This window comes from Pseudarthrobacter sp. BIM B-2242, from assembly GCF_014764445.1.
In the GTDB taxonomy this organism is placed as follows: domain Bacteria; phylum Actinomycetota; class Actinomycetes; order Actinomycetales; family Micrococcaceae; genus Arthrobacter; species Arthrobacter luteus_A.
The window spans coordinates 3,214,320-3,232,208 of record NZ_CP061721.1 but is presented as its reverse complement, the minus strand read 5'-3'; the positions used below and the strand labels follow the sequence as shown (position 1 = coordinate 3,232,208).

21 protein-coding genes are annotated in these 17,889 nt (G+C 62.8%); 11 read left to right on the top strand and 10 right to left on the bottom strand.

The window, feature by feature from the left end:
* From IDT60_RS14910 to IDT60_RS14895, 4 genes are all read left to right on the top strand, one after another.
* The gene (locus tag IDT60_RS14910; RefSeq protein WP_191079626.1) at positions 1-1,875 is read left to right on the top strand and encodes a DUF2264 domain-containing protein; all 1,875 of its coding nucleotides are present in this window, start codon (positions 1-3) and stop codon (positions 1,873-1,875) included.
* A 136-nt stretch (positions 1,876-2,011) separates the two neighbouring features.
* The gene (locus IDT60_RS14905; RefSeq protein ID WP_191079625.1) at positions 2,012-2,407 is read left to right on the top strand and encodes a hypothetical protein; all 396 of its coding nucleotides are present in this window, start codon (positions 2,012-2,014) and stop codon (positions 2,405-2,407) included.
* Positions 2,404-2,586: a hypothetical protein gene (locus IDT60_RS14900; protein WP_191079624.1), complete on the top strand. Its 183-nt coding sequence runs from the start codon at positions 2,404-2,406 to the stop codon at positions 2,584-2,586. The genes IDT60_RS14905 and IDT60_RS14900 overlap by 4 nt, the downstream gene beginning before the upstream one ends.
* A gap of 82 nt (positions 2,587-2,668) precedes the next feature.
* Positions 2,669-3,946, top strand: coding sequence for an ISL3 family transposase (locus tag IDT60_RS14895; protein WP_191079623.1), 1,278 nt, complete (start codon positions 2,669-2,671; stop codon positions 3,944-3,946).
* Positions 3,947-3,980: 34 nt separating this feature from the next.
* Here IDT60_RS14895 and IDT60_RS14890 read toward each other — a convergent pair whose 3' ends face one another.
* Positions 3,981-4,262 (bottom strand): hypothetical protein, encoded by a 282-nt coding sequence (locus IDT60_RS14890; protein ID WP_191079622.1) that lies wholly within the window; start codon positions 4,260-4,262, stop codon positions 3,981-3,983.
* Between the two features lie 210 nt (positions 4,263-4,472).
* Complete coding sequence (locus IDT60_RS14885; RefSeq protein WP_191079621.1) at positions 4,473-4,937, bottom strand: Lrp/AsnC family transcriptional regulator; 465 nt, start codon at positions 4,935-4,937, stop codon at positions 4,473-4,475.
* Between the two features lie 161 nt (positions 4,938-5,098).
* Between IDT60_RS14885 and IDT60_RS14880 the strand changes: the two genes are divergently transcribed.
* Genes IDT60_RS14880 through IDT60_RS14870 form a run of 3 tightly spaced genes read left to right on the top strand, consistent with a single transcriptional unit; the run spans position 5,099 to position 8,877 of the window.
* Positions 5,099-6,316: a thiamine pyrophosphate-dependent dehydrogenase E1 component subunit alpha gene (locus tag IDT60_RS14880; RefSeq protein ID WP_191079620.1), complete on the top strand. Its 1,218-nt coding sequence runs from the start codon at positions 5,099-5,101 to the stop codon at positions 6,314-6,316.
* The gene (locus IDT60_RS14875; RefSeq protein ID WP_191079619.1) at positions 6,313-7,425 is read left to right on the top strand and encodes an alpha-ketoacid dehydrogenase subunit beta; all 1,113 of its coding nucleotides are present in this window, start codon (positions 6,313-6,315) and stop codon (positions 7,423-7,425) included. Before IDT60_RS14880 ends, IDT60_RS14875 begins: the two co-directional genes overlap by 4 nt.
* 3 nt (positions 7,426-7,428) lie before the next feature.
* Positions 7,429-8,877 (top strand): dihydrolipoamide acetyltransferase family protein, encoded by a 1,449-nt coding sequence (locus IDT60_RS14870; RefSeq protein ID WP_191079618.1) that lies wholly within the window; start codon positions 7,429-7,431, stop codon positions 8,875-8,877.
* Between the two features lie 549 nt (positions 8,878-9,426).
* Here IDT60_RS14870 and IDT60_RS14865 read toward each other — a convergent pair.
* The 4 genes from IDT60_RS14865 to IDT60_RS14850 all read right to left on the bottom strand — a co-directional run bounded on the left by IDT60_RS14865 (position 9,427) and on the right by IDT60_RS14850 (position 11,471).
* Positions 9,427-10,458, bottom strand: coding sequence for a radical SAM protein (locus IDT60_RS14865; RefSeq protein ID WP_223883734.1), 1,032 nt, complete (start codon positions 10,456-10,458; stop codon positions 9,427-9,429).
* Between the two features lie 5 nt (positions 10,459-10,463).
* Positions 10,464-10,805, bottom strand: coding sequence for a hypothetical protein (locus tag IDT60_RS14860; RefSeq protein ID WP_191079616.1), 342 nt, complete (start codon positions 10,803-10,805; stop codon positions 10,464-10,466).
* 79 nt (positions 10,806-10,884) lie between these two features.
* Positions 10,885-11,232 (bottom strand): DUF1036 domain-containing protein, encoded by a 348-nt coding sequence (locus tag IDT60_RS14855; RefSeq protein WP_191079615.1) that lies wholly within the window; start codon positions 11,230-11,232, stop codon positions 10,885-10,887.
* Complete coding sequence (locus IDT60_RS14850) at positions 11,232-11,471, bottom strand: hypothetical protein (protein ID WP_191079614.1); 240 nt, start codon at positions 11,469-11,471, stop codon at positions 11,232-11,234. Before IDT60_RS14850 ends, IDT60_RS14855 begins: the two co-directional genes overlap by 1 nt.
* A gap of 208 nt (positions 11,472-11,679) precedes the next feature.
* On the opposite strand from IDT60_RS14850, the gene IDT60_RS14845 reads away from it, so the two are divergent.
* Together IDT60_RS14845 and IDT60_RS14840 are read left to right on the top strand one after the other, a co-directional pair.
* Complete coding sequence (locus tag IDT60_RS14845) at positions 11,680-11,838, top strand: hypothetical protein (RefSeq protein ID WP_191079613.1); 159 nt, start codon at positions 11,680-11,682, stop codon at positions 11,836-11,838.
* An 85-nt stretch (positions 11,839-11,923) separates the two neighbouring features.
* Entirely contained in the window at positions 11,924-12,157 is a 234-nt protein-coding gene (locus IDT60_RS14840) for a hypothetical protein (RefSeq protein WP_191079612.1), read from the top strand.
* Between the two features lie 3 nt (positions 12,158-12,160).
* On the opposite strand, the gene IDT60_RS14835 is transcribed toward IDT60_RS14840, so the two are convergent.
* Complete coding sequence (locus tag IDT60_RS14835) at positions 12,161-13,393, bottom strand: amidohydrolase (RefSeq protein ID WP_191079611.1); 1,233 nt, start codon at positions 13,391-13,393, stop codon at positions 12,161-12,163.
* 101 nt (positions 13,394-13,494) lie between these two features.
* Between IDT60_RS14835 and IDT60_RS14830 the strand changes: the two genes are divergently transcribed.
* Entirely contained in the window at positions 13,495-14,322 is an 828-nt protein-coding gene (locus IDT60_RS14830) for an SGNH/GDSL hydrolase family protein (protein ID WP_191079610.1), read from the top strand.
* A gap of 71 nt (positions 14,323-14,393) precedes the next feature.
* On the opposite strand, the gene IDT60_RS14825 is transcribed toward IDT60_RS14830, so the two are convergent.
* Positions 14,394-15,230: a hypothetical protein gene (locus tag IDT60_RS14825; RefSeq protein ID WP_191079609.1), complete on the bottom strand. Its 837-nt coding sequence runs from the start codon at positions 15,228-15,230 to the stop codon at positions 14,394-14,396.
* A gap of 262 nt (positions 15,231-15,492) precedes the next feature.
* Here IDT60_RS14825 and IDT60_RS14820 point away from each other — a divergent pair, with 262 nt between their 5' ends.
* Positions 15,493-16,308 carry an MBL fold metallo-hydrolase gene (locus IDT60_RS14820; RefSeq protein ID WP_191079608.1) on the top strand — a complete coding sequence of 272 codons (816 nt, stop codon included), beginning with the start codon at positions 15,493-15,495 and terminating at the stop codon, positions 16,306-16,308.
* 20 nt (positions 16,309-16,328) lie between these two features.
* Here the strand turns inward: IDT60_RS14820 and IDT60_RS14815 are convergent, their stop codons facing one another.
* Both IDT60_RS14815 and IDT60_RS14810 read right to left on the bottom strand, forming a co-directional pair.
* Positions 16,329-16,928 (bottom strand): polyketide cyclase, encoded by a 600-nt coding sequence (locus IDT60_RS14815; RefSeq protein ID WP_191079607.1) that lies wholly within the window; start codon positions 16,926-16,928, stop codon positions 16,329-16,331.
* Positions 16,925-17,821 (bottom strand): hypothetical protein, encoded by an 897-nt coding sequence (locus tag IDT60_RS14810; RefSeq protein ID WP_191079606.1) that lies wholly within the window; start codon positions 17,819-17,821, stop codon positions 16,925-16,927. The genes IDT60_RS14815 and IDT60_RS14810 overlap by 4 nt, the downstream gene beginning before the upstream one ends.
* Positions 17,822-17,889 lie beyond the last annotated feature (68 nt).

Here is a 17,889-nt window from a genome sequence, read left to right as displayed (position 1 = left end):
ATGGATAAGCAAAGCGCACTGGATCTGGCCGATGTCCTCCTTTCTGCTGTGATTGACCGTGCCTCGACTGACGGCTCCATTCATCTACCGGGCAAAGCCAGTAAGTGGGGTACCGCTTCCGACGGGTACGAAGGAGTCAGCCGTCCTCTCTTGCTCGCCTCGTTTAGGTTGGCAGGATCGCCAGGATTGCCTGAGTGGCATGACCGCCTGTTGGACGTTATCGAATTGGGGGCATCGAACCGTGGCGGTTGGCCAGAAGCCGATAAGTTGGCGCAAGCACTGGTTGAGACCGCCTCGCTGGCGTTAAGCCTTCGCATCGCACCTTCCCGCCTATTCGAGCCTTTGAGTCAAGGAGCCAAAAACTCCTTGATTGAGCGATTCCGACGATCTTTAGATGTCACCCCATCTGAGAACAATTGGGTTATGTTCCCGCACGTTATCGCTGATTTCTTGGAATCCATCGGATTATCCGACGAAAAGACGCGTCGGGCTATCGCTAATTCTCGAAAATACACCGAGAGTTGGTATCGGGGTGGGGGATTATATACAGATGGAAGTGGCCGAACTTTTGATTACTACAATGCGTGGGCTTTTCATTTTTACTTACCCCTCATCTCTCACTTGGGTAGAGATCAGTCCGCTCTTGAGCTATATGGCGCCCGACTGGACGAGTATTGGCGATTCGCTAGAAACTTGGTTGAGTCTTCTGGTGCGCCCGTATTTTTTGGCAGGTCCCTGACTTACAGGTTCGCAATTGCTGCACCTTTTGCCGTTTCGGCACTTATTAGTCCGGCGGTCAGGGATGACGGGGAGCGCGGGCGTATTTGGTCCGCTGTGATCGAGTACTTCATGTCTCGGGGCGCGGTTACAGGTGGTCTGTTGAGTGTTGGCTGGCACGGTGAGTATCGAGAAATGGCTCAGCGTTATACTGGACCGGCTTCACCGTACTGGGCTTCAAAAGCATTCGCAGCGTTGCTGATTCCGAATCAGTCAGAGTTCTGGAAACAAGATGCGCCAGAAGCCGAAGCCCGGAGTGAACATGCCGTGTCGGGTGTAGGCCTCCTCGCGACGACCCGCGCTAAAGTTGCTATCCTGCATAATCATGGTAGCGATCATCAAAAGGCTAGAGTGACAGCATTTTTCAAGGATGATCCGCTGTACACGCGTCGAAGCTACTCAAGTCGGACTGTTCCGATTGAGATTTCGGGAATGCCGGATAATTCTTTTGGGATATTGCAAAAAGGACGTTTGAGTGGTCGTGGCGTCGTTAAGGTTGTTACCACCTCGCGTGACTATGCAGCGTCAATTATTGAGCCCACCGTTACTAGGTTCTTGTTTTCCTCAAACCTGTTGAATTTCGGGAAGTTTGATCGAATCGGCCCTCGCGTGCTTGCCGCCGGTGGTGTCAGCATAGTGGAGTACACGATATTGGATGGAAAGTGGGACATCCAAATCTTTTGCCTTTCTAAAGAGAAGCCTGGGCTGCATTTTCGCCTGACTAGCTGGGCTTTGCCGTCGGAATCGGTGGCATACGAGTACACGGTGGATAGCGACTCCGACATCCCCAGTGCGCGGTGGCGAAATGCCACGACCGGCGCAGAACTTATCGGGCTACACGGTTTTAGGCAAGCTTCACTAGTAGCAGGGGACGTCACCTCTCCCCTCGGTCCATCCGCTGTAATGGGCCTTCTTGATAACGCCTCCTGCGAAGTGAATGTGTTCATTGCGGCGTCGCGTCTCTACGACATAGCAGATGATAATAACAATGAGATGCGACCATCGGTTAACCAGTCAGATACGGACATCTCCATTTCCTGTACTGATGGTCGGATCATCCGCATTCCGAAGGTCGCTGGAGGGAAGCCAGAGATATAAGTGGGCGCCGAGTCTCGAAGCTCCTTCTCCGCCGTAGCGTGATTTGAGACTCTTCGCCTTAGTTGTGGTTGGCGTGGACAGCCACTGCAATGCGAAGAGCCAGTATGTTCGGCGCCGGCAGCGTATCGTTGAGCACGTGGGCTCAGCGCATACGGCGGCCGAGCTCGGTGTGCTGCTGGCGCGTGCCCGCGAGTTGCTTGAGGACCCTGCGCAGGGCGTCCTGGAACTCGGTGTTGAGCCCACGCCTCCATCGGTGAGGTTGCTCGCTCCGGCCGGCGATTCGGGCCGGTTCGACCGTGCCGCCAGTGCAGAAACATCTGATCGCACCGGCCCTGCCCGCGTGGTCGGCACCGACTTACGTGTCCTGTTCAATGCGTTGGCCAGTGTCTTCACTGCGCTGGGATTCGACGGCCTGAGGGACGAGGTCTTCCGTGACCTGGTGGTCGCCCGGGTTGTGGAGCCGACCTCGCTGCTGGATGCCGGCGGGTGTTGCGGGACTTGGGTCAGGCCCCTGCCAGTTACGCGACGATGAAGCGGACTCTCGGCCGGGCCTCTGCCGGAAAGTACCGCGACAGGATCGCGACCTGGTGCTTCGAGCACGCCAGCAGGGACGGGGACGTCTCCCTGGTCTTGTATGACGTCACCACCTTGTATTTCGAGGCGGAGAAGGAAGATGAGCTGCGCAAGGTTAAGTGGCTCATCAACTTTTAGCGTGGTGTCCTTCAAATGAAGGGGCTCGTAGCCCTGCGAGCATAGGTGTTGTCGAGACATCTATTGCTGAGGACTACGAGCCTTGTTACAGATTACGCAGACGTGCGATGCCGCGTCGATTCTGTTCAATTTGGAGGGCCATGTTGTGCTCTCCGCCGAGCATGCCGGCGACACCCGGGCGGTGCTGGTCGAACCCGTCGAACGCGAAGGCGCCTGCCCGGACTGCGGTGTGCTGTCGTCCCGGGTCCAGGCCCGCCCGATTCATCGCGTCCGGGATGTCCAGTGCGGCGGAGCGCCGCTGGAAGTCCGGGTCCGGAAGCGGCGTCTGGCCTGTTTGGAACCAGAGTGTCCGCGGAGGTCGTTCGTGCAGACCACAGATGAAATTCCGTTGCGGTCCCGGCCGACCAGCAGGCTGGTGGCTGGCATTGTCACGGGGCTGTCCACTGAGCTGCGTGCCGTCTCCCGGGTCGCTGCAGCCGCCGGAGTGTCATGGACAACAGTCATGCGAGTTACAGCTGACACGGCCGTCCTAGACGGGGGCGTGGACCGAAGACTCGTCCGCCGGCTGGGCGTGGATGAACACCGCTTCCGACGGGTCAGATACCTGAAGGACGGTTCCGGCAAGGTCACCCGGGTCGAGCCCTGGTCGATCGTGTTCACCGATCTCGATACCGGGGCCATCCTCGACATTGTGGATGGCCGCCGCGGGCAGGCGGTGCGGGACTGGCTCGGGGCCCGGCCGCGCTGGTGGCGGAACAGGGTGGAACTGGTGGCGATGGATATGTCCACCGAGTTCCGCCGGGCCGTCCGCAAGGCCCTGCCTAAGGCAGCAATCACCGTCGATCACTGGCATGTGGTGGCCCGGGCGAATCAGATGGTCACCGAGGTCCGGCGGCGCCGTGCCCACGACCTGCATGGCAGGCGCGGCCGGGCCACGGATCCGGCCTGGAAATACCGGAAGCTGCTGACGTGCAATCAGGAAAATATGTCCGGCGCCCAGCGCGGACGGATGCAGGAAATCATCGCTGCCGACATCGAACTCGGCGTCGTCTGGGGCATCAAAGAACACGTCCGCCAGCTGCTGAAGACAGATCACATCGACGCGTTCCACCGCGCCTGGGCCGAACTCGAACACGCCGTGAAAGCAACCAGGATGCGGGAGGCCAAATCACTGTTTCTGACCCTGCGGATGTGGCGGAGAGAGCTGCTCACGTTCTGCCGGACACGGGTCACAAACGCCCGCAGCGAAGCGGCGAACCTCAGCGCGAAAAACCTCAAACGCGCGGCACGCGGATATCGGAACCATGACCATTACAGGCTCCGGTTATTGTTGTACACAGCAGCCCAACAAGCATGCTGAACACCTGCCGCCACGCTAAAAGTGGAAGAGCCGGTTAAGTGGCTTGCATCTCTTCATGGTTGGTGGGGTGAAGAGCCCGTCTGGCCCACAGCAACCGCACCGGCTGGCCGAAATAGGGAATGTCATGGAGCCGGAGCTTGCGGCGTACGTGGCCGACCGCGGGCGATGCCGCAGTCCGGGCCAGCGGCCAGGACCATCCGGTTTCGCTGATCAGTACGAGGCCGGTCCCGGCATTAATGACGAAGATGACGTGGATGCCCTCGCCACCGAGCAGCGCATATGTGCGCGTACACCAGCTGTAATGGGGACAGGACATAGAGTTATTTATGTCAGGGTCTCTTTGGTTTTGGTTGCTTCGTCGCTACCTATTCAAAGAGGCCCTGACCCCTTTCCTGGCGCACCACGCCGCAGCGCGGAATACCTAGGCGACGGCGCCATCCTCAGACTGCGCGTCCATGCTCAAACTGCAAAAGGCCCGGATATCAGGCTTCCGGAGAGCCGCGTACGAGTTAGCATTTCCAGGAACCTAACGCGTATCCAAGTCCTCGAACACCAGAAACGTCTGCGTGTCCAGGACTCCGGGCATGGACTGGAGTTGGTCGAAGATCACACGGCGGAGATCGATGTTGTCGATGGCCCGCACCAGCAGGATGACGTCGAAGTCGCCGCCGACCAGGGCAATGTGGTGGACCTCCGGGATAGCGCGGAGCTGTTCGCGCAGCTCGCGCCACGAATGCTGGCTGACCTTCAGCGTCACGTAGGCGGAGGATTTGAGTCCTGCCTTGATAGGGTCCACCAGGGCCGTGAATTTCGTCAGCACGCCTTCGCTGGTTAATCTTGCGATCCGTGTGTAGGCGTGTGCGCGGGAGATATGGACGTTCTCCGCCACCTGGGTGACGGACATTCTGCCGTCCCTGGTCAGTTCTGAGATGATGCGCCGGTCCACATCGTCCAACGTCGCCGTTTCTGCGCGGTCGGTTGTGCGTGCCAATATGTCCACAGCTCCTTGCCGTAGTGCCGGTGTAACTGACGATTCGTCTCTCAGAATAGCCCCGCGGAACTGGCTTCTCCACGATTCAGCTCAGGTCTGGATACGAAACTTGCAATAGGCAGATACTGGGGGTGAATAGTGCCTAAATAAAGGACGGACCAATGACGATCTCCGCAGACCACCCTGCGCCGGACCAGGCCCAACGGCTGCCGGCCGAAGATGCCGTAACCGAAGCCGTGCGGAAATTCGGCATCACTGCCGAGGATTACATGCTTCCCGCCCGTCACCAGATCCAGATGGTGGACCAGGACGGACGGCTCAAAGCCGAAAGCGAGCAGGGAACCGAACCCGGCCACGAGTATCCGCTGCCCGGCGACGATGAACTCTTGGCTGCCTACGAGCAGCTCGTCGTTGGACGCCGGGTCAACGACCAGAACTCTGCGCTCGTCCGCCAGGGCCGGATGGCCGTGTATCCGTCCAGCCACGGCCAGGAAGCCTGTCAGGTGGCGGCGGCCCTCTGCCTCTCCGACGGCGACTGGCTGTTCCCCACCTACCGCGACGCTGTGGCCGTCATGACGCGCGGAGTTGATCCCGTGCAGACGATGACAATCTTCCGCGGCGACTGGCACAGCGGCTACGACCCCGCCAAGCACAAGGTGGGCATCCAGTGCACTCCCTTGACCACACAACTGCTCCACGGTGTCGGTGTTGCCCACGCGGCCAAGCTGCGCGGCGAGGACACTGTGGTTTTGGCGATGTGCGGTGATGGTGCCACCAGCGAGGGCGACTTCCATGAAGCCCTGAACTTCGCGGCCGTCTTTCACCTTCCGGTCATTTTCTTCGTCCAGAACAACAAGTACGCGATCTCTGTTCCGCTGGCGCACCAGTCGGTGGCGCCGTCGCTCGCCCACAAGGCAGTTGGCTACGGCATGGCCGGTGAGCGCGTCGACGGCAATGACGTGGTTGCCCTCCTCGCCGTGCTGGACCGGGCAGTTGCTCTCGCGCGGGGCGGCTCGGGTCCGCTCCTGGTGGAGGCCCATACGTACCGGATGCAGGCCCACACCAACGCCGATGACGCCACACGCTACCGGCAGGACAGCGAGGTTGCTGAGTGGCTGGCCAAGGACCCGATCAGCCGGATGAAGACCTACCTTATGGACAGGGGGGTCCTGGACGGGGAAGCCGAGGCACGGATTGCGGCCCACGCGGAGGATGTTGCCGCTCAGCTTCGCGAGGGCCTCGGCGAGGACGTTCCCGTGGACCCGCAGGACCTTTTCCGCCACGTGTTCTCTGCACCCACGCCTCAGTTGAAGGAGCAGGCTGCACTGCTCGCCGACGAACTTGCCCGCGAAGCATCGTCCAAGGAGTCAGCCAAATGAGTCCGACAGTGACCACGTCGTCGGAGGCAAACGGGAACGTCAGCGCGGCAACCGCCCGCGCTGCGGCAACCGCGGCGGCCTCCCAAGAAGCAACAGGTCCACAGTCCATCACGATGGCCAAAGCCCTGAACAGGGCCTTAGCCGATGCGATGCAGGCCGATGAGACGGTTTTGGTCTTCGGTGAGGACGTCGGCATGCTGGGCGGCGTTTTCCGCATCACGGATGGGCTGACCAAAACCTTCGGCGAGCAGCGCTGCTTCGATACGCCGCTGGCGGAGTCCGGCATTGTGGGCATGGCCGTGGGGATGGCCATGAACGGCATGCGTCCCGTGGTGGAGATGCAGTTTGATGCCTTCGCCTACCCGGCCTTCCAGCAGATTGTCAGCCACGTGGCCAAGATGCACAACCGCACCAAGGGCGCCCTGAAGCTGCCCATGGTGATCCGGGTTCCGTATGCCGGCGGCATCGGGGGAGTGGAGCACCACTGCGACTCCTCGGAGTCCTACTACGCCCATACCGCAGGCCTAAAAGTGTTCACTCCCGCCACCGTTGCCGACGGCTACCGGATGCTGCGGGAGGCCATCGATTCGGACGACCCGGTCATGTTTATGGAGCCCAAGAAGCTGTACTGGTCCAAGGACATGGTGGACCTGGACCAGCTAAGGGCTCAGCACTCAGCCAACACAGAAGCCGGGACGTCATCGGAAGGCCGGGCCGCCGTCGCCTGTTCCGGAACTGACGCAACGCTGATCGCCTACGGATCGTCCGTGCCCACGGCCCTCGCAGCGGCCGCAGCCGCAGCAGAGGAGGGCCGCTTCCTGGAGGTCATCGATGTACGCTCGATCGTTCCGTTCGATGACGAGACAGTGTGCGCGTCGGTACGTAAGACCGGCCGGGCCGTGGTGATCGCCGAAGCGCACGGCTTCGCATCCGTATCCTCCGAGATAGTGGCGCGGGTCCAGGAACGCTGCTTCCACTATTTAGCAGCGCCGATCCGCCGGGTGACGGGGTTCGACGTCCCCTATCCGGCACCGAAGCTTGAGCACTACTACCTGCCCGGCGTGGACCGCATCCTCGACGCCGTAGACGACCTCCAGTGGGAGAACTGACCAATGAGCGAAACCAAAGTATTCCTGCTGCCCGATCTCGGCGAAGGCCTCACCGAAGCCGAACTGGTGAACTGGCTTGTCGCCGTGGGCGATGAGATCCTCGTGGACCAGCCCATCGCCGAGGTTGAGACGGCCAAGTCCGTGGTGGAAGTGCCCTCGCCCTACGCCGGCACGGTCCTTGAGCTGCACGGCGAGCCCGGGCAGACATTGGACGTGGGGAAGCCGCTGATTTCTGTTGCTCCGGTTGGTTCTCTAGCGCGTGAGTCCGGCGCGGATGATGCCGCCCCCGCCCCTTCGCCGGCCTCCGCGCCGGCATCATCCGCGCCGGCTGCGGTAGCAGCCAACGCCTACCGCGAGGAGGAGAAGGCGGGGTCCGGCAACGTGCTGATCGGCTACGGGACGCCCGGCGGCGAAGGTCAGTCGCGGCGCTCGCGGGCACCGCGGACCCCGGTAGTTGAGCCTGCCGCAACTAATCCCGCCGAGACCCAGGATGTGGACCTCTCGCTGCTCCGTACACGGGTACCCGGGAAGCTTGGCGCGGTCATTTCGCCGCTGGTCCGGCGGATGGCCCGTGAGCACGGTGTGGACCTCGGCGAGCTGCACGGCTCCGGCGACAGCGGCCTGATCATGCGCCGGGATGTCGAAGCCGCCATTATCCCGGCCGTTAAGGAGAGCCCAACTGTTGAGGTGAGCCCGGTAGTTGAGCCTGCCGCAACCCAGGGCGCTGTTGACTCCCGGACCGGCCTCGATATTTCCGCCCGGACGCCGGTCAAGGGTGTCCGTAAGGCCGTCGCGGCCAACATGGCCCGAAGCCGGCAGGAGATTCCCGAAGCCACAGTCTGGGTTGACGTTGATGCCACCGCGCTGGTGGAGCTCCGCGCGGGCCTGAAGAAGGCCGATTCGCACGCTACGCCGGGATTGTTGGCCTTCATCGCCCGTTTTGTCACGGCCGGGTTAAAACGATTCCCGGAGCTGAATACCCGCATCGAGACCACTGACGGCGGCGCCCAGGAGATCGTGTCCTTCGGCGGCGTCAACCTTGGCTTCGCGGCCCAGACGGACCGCGGACTGATGGTCCCTTCCATCCGGAACGCGGACAAACTCAGCGCCCGCGAACTGGACGGAGAGATCCGCCGGCTCACCGCCGTCGCACGCGAGGGGAAGGCAACCCCGGAGGAACTGGGCAGCGGAACCTTCACGCTGAACAACTATGGGGTGTTCGGCGTGGACGGCTCCGCGGCCATCATCAACCACCCCGAGGTGGCGATCCTCGGGGTCGGGCGCATCATCGACAAGCCGTGGGTGGTGAGCGGGGAACTCGCGGTCCGCAAGGTCACCGAACTGACGCTCACGTTCGATCACCGCGTGTGCGACGGCGGCACGGCAGCCGGGTTCCTCCGGTTCGTCGCGGACGCCATCGAGAACCCGGGATCGGTGCTTTCGGACCTGTAGAACGCCCGCACTTCGTTGAAAGCCCCTCCCAGGAGGGGCTTTCAACGTGGTCCGGCTGACGCCGTCCTCGCCCATGCCAAGTATTCGGGTGTTCCCAAAACAAGTAGTCGATACGCGGGTGCCATACTTGGACGCTGGATAAGGTCAACTGCATGGCACAGATTGTTGAGCGCCGGCACGGACGCCGCAGAAATCCCACCCCAGTCAAGCGAGGCCTGCCGCGGATCGTGTTACTGAGCACCGTCCTATTGGTGGGTGTAGCTATTGTTACCTTCGTACTAACCCGCTAACCCAGCTCGGCAACGGGCCGAGTGGTTGGTTAGCGCCGATTCTGCCGACGTAGGTTAGGCCGGCGATTCCGCGTGTTCAGTGCACTGGACGGTCGCTCGTAACTGGCTGCCGCCGTCGTCCTTTTGGTAACGGGTCACGTGCTTGGTTGACTTACCGCAGGATGGGCAGAATGTGGTGTGTTGTTTTGTCCCCATTCCATGATTCTAAGCGGGGCGACGTTTCGCGAGGGTAAACATCAAGGGTCGTTCATTCGCGGGGTTAGCCGGCAGCAGCCAACAACGGCTCTTTGTTGCTGGCCGCCACCAGTAATTCGTGCCAGTTCACGACCAAACGGCTTTCTGACTCCAACCGCTGGTACAGACTCCTGCAGAGGTTCAAAAAACCCTCGTACCTGCAATCCACGAAGTTTTGAAATCCATCAGCCAGACCGGACTCACGGAGCGAGCAGATCCGGTAAGAGCTGTTCATTCCGTAGGCCACGGGTATGACGTCGCCGTCCGCGCCGAGCACGAGGGTGTCAATGAGGCCCACCCCGCTGGCACTTCCGTCGCTGTGGAAGGGCGAGGCATAGACTCTTTCCGGCGCACCAAGAATCTGGGCACGGAGGATGAGGTCCGTTTCGACCCTCATCCCGCCACCCAGCAGCTTGTCCAAAGCGAGTGCCTGGAGGTAGAGCCTGTTCTTGTCTCCCTCGTCCAAAGCCTGACCGCCCATTGACCCGGCTGCCCGGCCGTAGAGCTCCAGCGGATGAAGCCGCACAACGGCAGCTCCGTGCTCACGGGCCGTCGAAACCAGGTCTGCCACGAAGGGCAGTGAGTCCTTGGTAACCGTATGAAGAACTGCCGTGGAGACGCCGGCCTCTGCGAGCAGGGCCAAAGCCCTCAAAGCCCGGTCGTAGGACTGATGGGACCCCCGGATCCGGTTGTGTAGATCTTTCGGGCCATCCAAGCTGACGGCCACCACGTCTACCAGGGCGGCAAGCTGTTTCACCTTGTCCTTTGACACCAGAGCCCCGTTGGTCACAACACCGGTCCGCATCCCGATCGACCTGGCATGGGCAAGCAGCTCGTCCAAGCCCCGGTACATCAGTGGTTCTCCGCCGGAGACTGACATTGACTGAAAACCGAGGTGGGCCGCCGCCGTTATCGCATCCCTAAGGGGTTCCACATCCATTTCTTCGACGTTGGCCGGGCTTGAGGACGAGTAGCAGTGGGTGCATTTCAAGTTGCATCGTAAAGTCGGGTGGACCTGCAGGACACGGTGCCCGAAGCCTGCGCTCACTTCTCGCATGCTGGTCAGAACCGGAACTCGGCGCGTCCAACGAAAATTTGTGGGTCGATGATCCCGTAAGGAAAGTACTCGAACCTGTCGAGGCGCCCAATATCGATAAGGCTCTCGCCCAACTTCCGTACGCCGTCCCGGTCAAGGACGATCTGAACAGCTATACCGTCCGGATTGATGATGCCATAGGGGAATGGCTTTATCGGGTAGGACCTGATGACGTCCAAGCCCGATAGATCTTCCAGAAGTCCTCGTGCCAGTTCGTCGCTAACGCCGCCCGTGGCGAGCGCACGGAGGATGCTCTGTTCTACGTTTTTCCAAGGCACAGGGTCCTGGGGAAGGGATGCTTCGTTCATTTATGGCCTCCTTGGGCATGGATTTGAAGAGTAGGTCGCACCCCGTTACTTGCGCGTTACGGGTATGCCGGACCAGGGTTCAAGCCAAACGGACGGTGTGGTCCAGGATTCCCCAGCCCACCTCGAATTTGGCCAGACCTAGCGTGCGGCTGTTGCTGCTCCCGGTTTGCCAGCACCAGTCGAAGGCATTTGAGGGCAGTTGCGTGAAGAACGGGCCGGACCAGCTCCTGGTGCGGGACTCGTTCTCGGCGAAGACGAAGTACTTCCCGGGCCCCGCCCACCCGCTGTAGACCTTCACGGTGCCACCGGGCCCGATGCGGTACCAGCCCTTCTTGGACCAGTCCGTGCCGCCCTCGCAACCGGGAGAGTGGTAGGCGTAGGCCACGAAGAGGGTGTCCCCGGTGCCGTTCTTGAAGTAGAGGCCCATCACCGGGCCTCCTGATCCGTGGGGCGCCGTGGCGGGTCCGGGGGCATCAGGTCGCTGCCTGGACCTGCTGCGGCCGCGTACTCCTCGTCCAGATCCTCGCCTTCGCGCAAGTCCATGCCACTCGCTGTGCCTGTTACCGGAAACCTGTCGGTAGTCCGTGCTTCAGGCAGGTTCTCGCTGGCTTCGCCGAGGTTCTCCTGCACTTGCTGCGGCGTCCATTCGCTCCGAAGTCCGCTCATCGTGTCACCTTTCCTTTTATGGATGTGCACGCTCAAGCATTCGGGGGACGCGTTACTGCGGCGTTACAGCTCCAAACGTCGCCGCCATGAGTTCTTTGCGCAAAAGTTCCTGCACTTATTTCCCGGCCAGGAGGCAGGTAGCCGGGGTCCGGCAAACGGGTACTGCCTACGCTGTTGGTGCGGCCACGCCGCGTCCTACGGTCGCTGAATGAAGCGCCTGGCTGAAGCAGTCCGCCGATTCGTGGCGGCCAACATTGTGGGGGACGATCCGAACCCGGAACTGTCCCGTCTAGATCAGGAAGACATCGTGGCGCATGCACGATACGTGCTCGGTTGGACGGTCCACGAGCGGCGCCCTGACCCGTAGTGATGGCCAAGAAATCAAGTACCTCGTACTCGTGCACGTAGCCCGTACATTCGATGTACTTATGGAGCCGGCGGCATCAGGGTTGATGCCCACAACGGTCGCCGCCGGCTCCATTACCTGGACCGAGTACAGCCCGGCCATCGCGGCAGGGGCGGAAACGCAGGACACTATGCGAATCAGACTGGCAACCGGTGACAACCTGGATCCCATGAATTGCCCTCACCAGTTTGTGGGCCAATGCGATGCGTGTTCCGCGTCGCGGCAGGTGGTGCCTGCTGAACAGCGGGACCTGCAGTGGAACAGGGACGCGGCCGACTGACCTCTACGCGGAACCTCCCAGATAAGTCAGGGCCGCCACCACCTGCGCCCTGACCCCCACTTCCAGCGTCGGATCCATGACGGGCGCGAAGAAGGGGGAGTGGTTGGCCGGTACGTCCCTTCTTAACGTTCCGTTCGCGACGGCGGCCCGGTACGTTTCGGGGTCCGCGCCGCCGATCATCCAGAACGTGTAGGGGACGCCGAACGCGTCCGGGATGCGGCTGAAGTCCTCGGACGCGGTCTGTCTTGTAGCGCTATGGACGGCGTCGCTGCCGAAGTGGGCGGTGAACGCGTCGGTGACTTTAGCGGTCACGGCCTCATCGTTGCTGGTCAGCGGGAACTGGTCGTAGTACTCGAACTTGGGCTCCTGCGGCGACCCCGCGGTGACGCACTCGCCCCGGACGATCCGCTCGATGGCCGCGAGCACTGCAGTCCGCACCTGGTTGTCGTACGTGCGGATGTTCAGCAGCAGTGTGGCGCGGTCCGGGATGATGTTCGACTTTGTCCCGGCGTTCAGTGCCCCCACCGTGACCACGGCGAAGTCCCCGGGTTTCGTTTCCCGCGAGACCACGGTCTGCAGCCTGAGCACAATCGAGGATGCCAGCACCACCGGGTCCACCGCCATGTGCGGCATCGACCCGTGTGCGCCCTTCCCGAACACCGTAATCCGGAGCGAATCCCCGGCGGACAGCACCGGTCCCGCCGCGGTGGCCACCGTGCCGGCGGCAATCGGCATCGCATGTTGGGCGAGGGCGACGTCGGGCCGCGGCACCGTGGTGACCAGGCCGTCGTCGACCATTGCCTGGGACCCCACGCCCACCTCCTCGGCCGGCTGGAACAGCGCAATGTACGTCCCGGACCAGGCGGCGCGGCCGTCCGCCATCAGCTTCGCGGCGCCCAGCAGCGTGCTGACGTGCACATCGTGCCCGCACGCATGCATCACGCCGGCCACTGTGGAGGAATACCCGAGGCCGGTGGCCTCGGTGACGGGCAGCGCGTCCATGTCCGCGCGCGCCAGGACCGTGGGGCCTTCGCCGTTGGGCAGGACGCCGACGACGCCGGTACCTCCCAGATGCGTGACCTCGTAACCGAACGTGGCGAGTTTCTCCGCGACGAGTTGGGAGGTCCGGTGCTCTTCGAGGCTGAGCTCCGGGTGCCGGTGAAGGTCCTGGTAGACGTCCCGGACCCAAGGGAGTTCGGCCTCGAGGCCGGCCAGGACCGTGTGGTGGCTGCTCATGCAAATCGCTCTCTGTCGGTTCAGCACCCAGCCTAGACCCGGGCTCAAACGCCGGGCGACGGTAAGATGTGCCGGTGATAAGAAACCGTGGGGGCTTCAACGTGACCAAGCAGGAATGGATCAAGTACGGCGCGCTTTTTCTGCTGGCCGTCGTCGCTTTCGGCGTTGCCGGGATCGCCCTGACCAACCCGCGGGCTCCGGAGGAACCGACAGGCGCCCTGTCGGCGACCCTTCCGGCCGCAACACCAACCGGTTCTGCGACGTCGGCCCCGGCACCGACGGCCACGGCAACCGCCACCCCCTCGGCGTCCGCAACGGCGCAGCGGCTGGGAATCGAGCTTCCCGCCCAGCCCGTCCTCCTGATTCTTGGTGACTCCTACACGGCCGGTATGGGGGCGACCCGGGAGGACCAGGGGTGGGCGTACGTGGTTGCCGACTCGCTCGGCTATCCCACGAACATCGACGGCGTTCCCGGAACGGGGTTCGCCTGGGGCGGTGGACCGCAGGATGACCGGGGCCTTGAGTACGAAGTCCGGCTGCGGGAAATCGCCGAAGATCCGCGCTTCGTCCCCAACCTCCTCATCCTTCAGGGCGGGCAGAACGACGCCTTCCTCAACAACCCCGATGAGCTGAAAACCGCCACCACGCAGACCATCGAGACGGCCCGCAGGCTGTGGCCCGGCGTCCAGGTGGTGGTCCTGGGGCCCTCCGCCCCGCAGCCCCTCGCCGAAGAGCTCAGCAGCGCGAACACCGCGGTCCGTGCGGGCGCCGAGGCCGCCAGCGCCCCGTTTATCGATGCGTACGAGGCCGGCTGGTTCACGGCCGCGAACAGCCCCGGGTTCGATGCTGACGGCGCGCACCCCAACACCGCCGGCTACGCCCACATGGCCGGGAAGTTTTTGGAAGCGTGGGCCACGTTAACTGAATGAGCGGCCCAGGAACTGAATGAGCGGCCCAGGCCGTCATGGCCTGTGCCGCTCATTGGCTTGTTGCTGGGGAGCTACGGCGCCTCCACCATGCTGACCCGCTCGGCCAGTTCCAGCCAGAGCCCGTAGTCATAGTCCATGCCGGCGGGGCACGCCAGCGCCAGTTCCATCAGCCCGTTGCTGCTGGTAGTTGTGCGCACGGCCAGCCGGTAGACAACGTCGGCATCGCTGTCGTTCTTGAAGCGGAGTTCTGCCTGCTGCATTTCGATTTCCCGGCCGTCGTCGCGCAGCTTGACGTAGAGCGACCGGGTGTCGTCGACCAGCTCAACCGGCTTACCCAACGAGGTTTTGACGCCCTCGATCTCCGAGGCCAGGATCCGTTTTGTGCTGGCCTCATCGTCGGTTTCGCCGGTGGGCTCCAGGGTTGCCTGGTACGTGGTGAAGGTGCACTGCAGGCTGGAGTTCCGGTAGTTGACGGTTCCTTCGCTGACCTGTTCCTTGGTCCAGCCCTGGGGTTCCTTGATGGACCATACGGGGGCGCTGGTGAAGCCGGCATCGTCAAAGGTATATACGGATGAGGACCTCGTGTCCCCGGACTCCGCCAGCTCCTCGGACGCAGCAGATTCTTCCGGCGCCGCGGATTCGCTGGCTTTGAGCACGGGCACGGGGTCCGCCTGATTGCTGCCCGCCAAGCCATTGAAGGCCATGACTCCGGCCACGGCGAGGACAGCCACAACGCCCGCACCGCCTGCTACCCAGCCCCACACCGGCATGCCCTTCTTAGGCGGGGCCTGCATAAAGGAGCTGCCTGGGCCGTACTGACCACCCTCGTTGCCGTACGGGGCCTGGCCCTGCTGCGGCCACTCCTGCTGGGTGTAGGGCGGCTGGCCGGGCTGCTGGTTGTTGGTCACGTGGTTCCCCCAATATTTGGCGCGAGAAGTGCAACTACCATCATGCCGGGTTTCGTGAGCGGGCCGCGATGGGGAGCACTGCCCACCGCGTCAGCCGGGCTACCCGGGCATGGCTGCGTGCCCCGAAGCTGGACAGCCGCACACGGCGGAATGCCGCCGTCGGGCGTTCAGCGCCTGCAGCGCCTCCCGGAAGCTCGCCGGCTCCGTGGGTAGAATCGAGGCCAAGAAGAACACAAGTGCTTTCCGGAGGTACGGAGTAAAAATGTCAGAATGGCTCGAAGTCGGCGCGGACAATTACGTGCTGGTGACCGAAGGTTCGCTGCTGAATACCGGCCTGATTGTTGGTTCCGAGCGTGCCATGGTGGTTGATACCGGATGCGGACCGCGGCAGGGGCGCGAGATTCTGGACGCTGTGCGGGAGAAGACGGACCTGCCCATCGTGGTGGTCAACACGCACGCGCATTACGACCACTTCTTCGGCAACGCCGTGTTCGCATCCGACGGCGCCACCGAGTTCTGGGCGCACGAAAACTGCGCCCGCGAAATCGACACCCACGGTGACCTGCAGCGCCGCTTCGTGGGCACGCTGGAGCCGGAAATGTCCACCGGCGAGGGCGAGAACGTGGACCTGGTGGTGCCCAACGCGATCGTCCGCGACCAGCCCGTGCTGGTGGACCTCGGCGGGATCACCGTCACCCTGTTTTACCTGGGCCGCGGCCACACCGACGGCGACCTCCTGGTGGGCACCCCCTCCACCCTGTTCGTGGGTGACCTCGTGGAGCAGGGCGCGCACCCGTCCTTCGAGGACTCCTACCCGGAGGACTGGGCCGACAGCCTGCGCCACATCTCCGCGCTGCGCCACCGCTACGAATTCCTCATCCCCGGCCACGGCGAGCCCTGCACTGACCAGTTCGTCAAGACCATGGCCAACACCATGACCACCGCAGTCCGCCAGGCCCAGCTGTCCATCCGCGAAGCCCCCTCCGACGCCACCAAGGCCATCCCGGTTCTGCCCTACGGCCCGGAGCAGTCGCGCTGGTTCATCAAGCGCCTGCAGGAGACGCGCCCCCTCCACTGACAGCGTTGCCATAGGTCTCCTTAGGAGGCCCGCTGCCCTAGGCGCCGGATGAGCCGGCGGGCTGCACTGCCTGTGGCGAGCAGCGCCGGCCCAAGGGAGGGTGTAGGCGGCGGCGGTGCAGGAATGCACGCCCGCTCAGCCGGCGTGGTAGCGCGGCAGCGGGCGATTTCGAGGGCAAGGCTTTCCTCCCCGCGCGCCATAGCCCAGCTGTGATTGGCCGAGAATATCGGCTCCATCACGGAAGTGAACCGGCGCAGCACGGGTTTGTTGAGCTGCACATTCCACGCGTATGTGGCCACCGTCCATTCGCCATCCTGTGCGAGCGTCCAGCGTCCCCAGCCCACGAAGTCTCCGCGGGCTTCGACTGTGAGTCTGCTGCACGGTTCTTTGTCAGCCAGGCGGGACTGCCAGTGCAGTGTGTAGGGCAGCCAGCCTTTCGCATGCTGGTCGAGGACCCTCCCGAGGCCATTCGCCCCGGCCGGCTCAAGTTCGCAGGAGTCGAGGAACACGGCGGGCCACCAGATCGGCATGGACAGCCCATCGGCGAGGACGTCGAACACTTCAGGCATCGTTGCCTGAAGCCGCCAGACGCTAATGAATTCGAAGTCTTTGGCTGTCATCTCGTATCACTTGAGCCTTCACTGACTGGGCGCGTGTGACGGGACGGTCCGGAAGCCACCGTGGTCCGGCCCGCAAGCCAGCAGTAGGCGCCAACCAGCAGGAAAAGTACCAGGAAGGTGAGGTAGAACCAGCCGCGGAGCCCGCCCCAGTCGAACTCGCTGGGAAAGCGCAACAATGCGATGAACTGGAGCACACCGAAGGTCACGGCGGCGCCAGCCAGGGGGCGTACACGCCGCAGTTCGTTCTCGAGAGCTGCCTGCCCGGCGGCGATACCGAGTCCCACAAGCCATGCGCCGACGGCGCGACCCGTCAGCGGTGTCAACGCCCACGGCCAGAGCAGTCCTCCGGTGCCGGGGGCCACCAGGAGAACGACACCGAGAAAAACCATGGCCGCAGCGAAAGAGCACAAGACTGCCCGGGCCCACGATGCAAGTGGCCACTGGCGCAGTGAATCGCTCCCGGGCGAACGTACTTGGAGGATCAACACCAGGGTCAAGACAATCGGCACAAGTGCGTAAATGACCAGCCAGACCCATGTGCCCGCGCTTGTGAATATCTCGCCCGCGCTGAAATGGAACTTGTCGGCGTGTATCAGCGTCACGGCGAACGTCAGCGCAGAAAAGACGATGACACCTGGGAGTGCGCCACGCGCATTCTCCCATAGGCGCTCGCGTCCTCCCATAAGAAAGAGAACGGCGGCGGATAAGTATGAGCCGCCGAGGAACGCAGCCGTCAGCGCCGATTGGATGGTCCAAGCGAAAAATCGGTCAGTCTGGGTGGTGAAGAGAAACAGTGAGCTTCCAACGGCGAGCCCCAGCGCAGCGGCCACGAAGAGCGTGCGCTGCGAGCCCGGTCTGAGTAATTTTGGAGCGTAGTGGTGGAGCTCACTCATGGGTCCTCCGTCCATTGCAGGTCCATTGCGGGCGCAAAACCGGCCCTCCAACGTACCCGGATGATACG

What these genes read in the sequence shown, in the direction of transcription:
- IDT60_RS14835 (WP_191079611.1), bottom strand. Translation starts at nt 13,393, where the DNA reads ATGAGCAGCCACCACACGGTCCTGGCCGGCCTCGAGGCCGAACTCCCT.
- IDT60_RS14845 (WP_191079613.1), top strand. Translation starts at nt 11,680, where the DNA reads ATGAAGCGCCTGGCTGAAGCAGTCCGCCGATTCGTGGCGGCCAACATT.
- IDT60_RS14875 (WP_191079619.1), top strand. Translation starts at nt 6,313, where the DNA reads ATGAGTCCGACAGTGACCACGTCGTCGGAGGCAAACGGGAACGTCAGC.
- IDT60_RS14820 (WP_191079608.1), top strand. Translation starts at nt 15,493, where the DNA reads ATGTCAGAATGGCTCGAAGTCGGCGCGGACAATTACGTGCTGGTGACC.
- IDT60_RS14855 (WP_191079615.1), bottom strand. Translation starts at nt 11,232, where the DNA reads ATGGGCCTCTACTTCAAGAACGGCACCGGGGACACCCTCTTCGTGGCC.
- IDT60_RS14815 (WP_191079607.1), bottom strand. Translation starts at nt 16,928, where the DNA reads ATGACAGCCAAAGACTTCGAATTCATTAGCGTCTGGCGGCTTCAGGCA.
- IDT60_RS14810 (WP_191079606.1), bottom strand. Translation starts at nt 17,821, where the DNA reads ATGAGTGAGCTCCACCACTACGCTCCAAAATTACTCAGACCGGGCTCG.
- IDT60_RS14870 (WP_191079618.1), top strand. Translation starts at nt 7,429, where the DNA reads ATGAGCGAAACCAAAGTATTCCTGCTGCCCGATCTCGGCGAAGGCCTC.
- IDT60_RS14850 (WP_191079614.1), bottom strand. Translation starts at nt 11,471, where the DNA reads ATGAGCGGACTTCGGAGCGAATGGACGCCGCAGCAAGTGCAGGAGAAC.
- IDT60_RS14865 (WP_223883734.1), bottom strand. Translation starts at nt 10,458, where the DNA reads ATGCGAGAAGTGAGCGCAGGCTTCGGGCACCGTGTCCTGCAGGTCCAC.
- IDT60_RS14880 (WP_191079620.1), top strand. Translation starts at nt 5,099, where the DNA reads ATGACGATCTCCGCAGACCACCCTGCGCCGGACCAGGCCCAACGGCTG.
- IDT60_RS14860 (WP_191079616.1), bottom strand. Translation starts at nt 10,805, where the DNA reads ATGAACGAAGCATCCCTTCCCCAGGACCCTGTGCCTTGGAAAAACGTA.
- IDT60_RS14910 (WP_191079626.1), top strand. Translation starts at nt 1, where the DNA reads ATGGATAAGCAAAGCGCACTGGATCTGGCCGATGTCCTCCTTTCTGCT.
- IDT60_RS14840 (WP_191079612.1), top strand. Translation starts at nt 11,924, where the DNA reads ATGCCCACAACGGTCGCCGCCGGCTCCATTACCTGGACCGAGTACAGC.
- IDT60_RS14890 (WP_191079622.1), bottom strand. Translation starts at nt 4,262, where the DNA reads ATGTCCTGTCCCCATTACAGCTGGTGTACGCGCACATATGCGCTGCTC.
- IDT60_RS14900 (WP_191079624.1), top strand. Translation starts at nt 2,404, where the DNA reads ATGAAGCGGACTCTCGGCCGGGCCTCTGCCGGAAAGTACCGCGACAGG.